The 2,495-nt window shown below is 70.5% G+C and carries 1 protein-coding gene and 2 pseudogenes; 2 read left to right on the top strand and 1 reads right to left on the bottom strand.

All coding sequences use genetic code 11. The features are described from left to right. Positions 1 to 90: 90 nt before the first annotated feature. Positions 91 to 822: pseudogene (locus AB0M88_RS53140) on the bottom strand (phosphoglyceromutase); the annotation flags it as partial. Positions 823 to 963: 141 nt separating this feature from the next. Here AB0M88_RS53140 and AB0M88_RS53135 point away from each other — a divergent pair. Then, positions 964 to 2,244 (top strand): MFS transporter, encoded by a 1,281-nt coding sequence (locus AB0M88_RS53135; protein ID WP_364116278.1) that lies wholly within the window; start codon positions 964 to 966, stop codon positions 2,242 to 2,244. 1 nt (position 2,245) lies between these two features. After that, positions 2,246 to 2,495 (top strand): annotated as a pseudogene (locus AB0M88_RS53130) (MFS transporter); the annotation flags it as partial.

Genomic DNA, 2,495 nt, shown 5'->3' with positions numbered 1-2,495 from the left:
GTCGTCGTACCAGCGGCCGACCGCGCGGAACAGTGGCGGCATGTGCAGGCAGACGACCTGGTCGGATTCGGCGTCGACCAGGTCGCGGGCGGCGGTGGCCGCGGCACCCTCGGCGGCGGCCTCCGGGTCGAGGTAGGCCCCGCCCTTGGTGACCGGACGCAGGTCGGCGTCGAGGTCGTAGCGCAGCGGGATGCCGGTCGGGATGTTCAGCTTGGCGATCGCCTCGTCGGAGACCTGGTCGAGGTGCTTGACGATCGCGCGCAGCGAGTTGCCGTGCGCCGCGACCAGCACCGTCTTGCCGGCGATCAGGTCGGGCACGATCGCGTCGTACCAGTACGGCAGGGTGCGGCCCAGCACGTCCTTGAGGCACTCCGACCTCGGCTTGAGCTCGGGCGGCAGGTTCGCGTAACGCGGGTCGTCGAACTGCGCGAACTCGTCACCCGGCTCGATCGGGGGCGGGGGCACGTCGTACGACCGGCGCCAGAGCATGAACTGCTCCTCGCCGTACGCCTCGAGGGTCTGCTTCTTGTCCTTGCCCTGCAGGGCGCCGTAGTGGCGCTCGTTGAGCCGCCACGAGCGGCTCACCGGGATCCACTCGCGTCCCAGGGCGCGCAGCGCGATCTGGCTGGTCTGGATGGCACGGCGCAGCACGCTGGTGTGCAGCACGTCGGGGAGCAGACCGGCCTCTTTCAGCAACTCGCCACCGCGGCGGGCCTCGGCCTCGCCCTTGGCGTTCAGGTCGACGTCGACCCAGCCGGTGAAGAGGTTCTTGGCGTTCCATTCGCTTTCGCCGTGGCGAAGCAGCACCAGGGTCCCTGTCATGGGCTCCATCGTGCCGCAGCCCGGTTGCGGGCCTGCTGGGGGCCCCACGTGTCGACCGCCACATGGAAACCCGGTTGCGCCGAGCCCGCCGATGTAAGGGAATGGAGCGAGATCACTGCTTACTAATACGGGGGGCGCCGCGTGCGAGGCTGGTTCCGTTCGGCCACGGGAGGGCTGCCCCGCCAGTTCTGGTTCCTCTGGACCGGCACCCTGATCAACCGCCTCGGCTCGTTCGTAGTGATCTTCCTGGCGATTTATCTGACCGGGGCGCGCGGCTTCTCGCAGAGCCAGGCCGGCCTGGTCATCGGCCTCTACGGGGTCGGCGGCGCGATCGGCACCACGGTCGGCGGCGTGCTGGCCGACCGGTGGGGGCGCCGGCCGACGATGCTGATCGCCCAGTTCGGCGGGGCCACGCTGATGCTCGCGCTCGGCTTCGCACACAGCTTCCCGCAGATCATCGCCAACACTTTCCTGCTCGGCCTCCTCACCGAGGCGGCCCGCCCGGCGTTCCAGGCCATGATGATCGACGTCGTCGGCATGGCCGACCGGGTGAGGGCCTATTCGCTCAACTACTGGGCGATCAACCTCGGCTTCGCGCTCTCCTCGGTCGGCGCCGGCCTCGCCGCCAAGGCCAACTACTTCCTGCTCTTCGCGATCGACGCCGGCACGACCCTGATCACCGCCGTGATGAGCCTGATCTTCCTCGCCGAGACCAAACCCGCGCTCCCGGCGAAAGATCAGAAGACCAAGGTCAACGGCGGATTGGGTACGGTCCTGCGGGACCGCACCTTCATGCTGTACGTGGTGATCAGCCTCGGCGGCATCGCCGTGATGATGCAGCACATGTCGACCCTGCCGATCGCGATGACCGCGGACGGGTTGTCGGCCGCCACCTACGGCTGGGTCATCGCGGTCAACGGCGTCCTGATCGTGCTCGGCCAGCTGTTCGTCCCCAAGCTGATCGGCGACCGCGACCCGTCCCGCGTCCTGGCTGTCGCCGCGCTGATCATCGGGGTCGGCTTCGGCCTGGTCGCGTTCGCCCACGCGGCCTGGTTCTTCGCCCTCACCGTGGTGATCTGGACCCTCGGCGAAATGCTCCAGTCGCCCTCCAACGCGGCCACCGTCGCCGCGCTCTCCCCACCCCAACTGCGCGGCCGCTACCAGGGGCTCAACTCGCTCAACTGGTCGGCCGGCACCGCCCTGGCCCCGATCCTCGGCGGCCTCACCCAGCAGCACCTCGGCAACGCGGCCCTCTGGCTCGGCTGCTTCGGGGTGTGCACCCTCGTCGCGGTCGGCCACCTGCTGGCCGGCCCGTCCCGGGCGCGCCGGGTCGCCCGCCTCGAAACCGCCCACGCCGCCCCGATCATCGAACCGCTGCCGCCCGCGCTGGCCGAACCGGTCGCCGACGCCCCCGTCCACTGACGTGCGAACCTGGCTTCGCTCCACCGCCGGAGGCCTGCCCGCGACCTACTGGTACCTCTGGACCGGCATCCTGATCAACCGGGTGGGCGGGTTCGCGGTCCTGTTCCTGTCGCTCTACCTGACCACGCGACGGGGCGCCTCACCCGCGGTGGCGGGACTCATCGTCGGGACGTACGGAATCGGCGGGGTGATCGGCACCCTGGCCGGGGGGGGGGGGTGGGGGCGGGGGGGGGGGCGGGGCGGCCGCGGGG

The sequence above is a fragment of the Actinoplanes sp. NPDC051411 genome (assembly GCF_040682075.1).
Taxonomy (GTDB): Bacteria; Actinomycetota; Actinomycetes; order Mycobacteriales; family Micromonosporaceae; genus Actinoplanes.
Note: the sequence above shows the minus strand (reverse complement) of the source record. Positions and strands in the feature narration are given on the sequence as shown.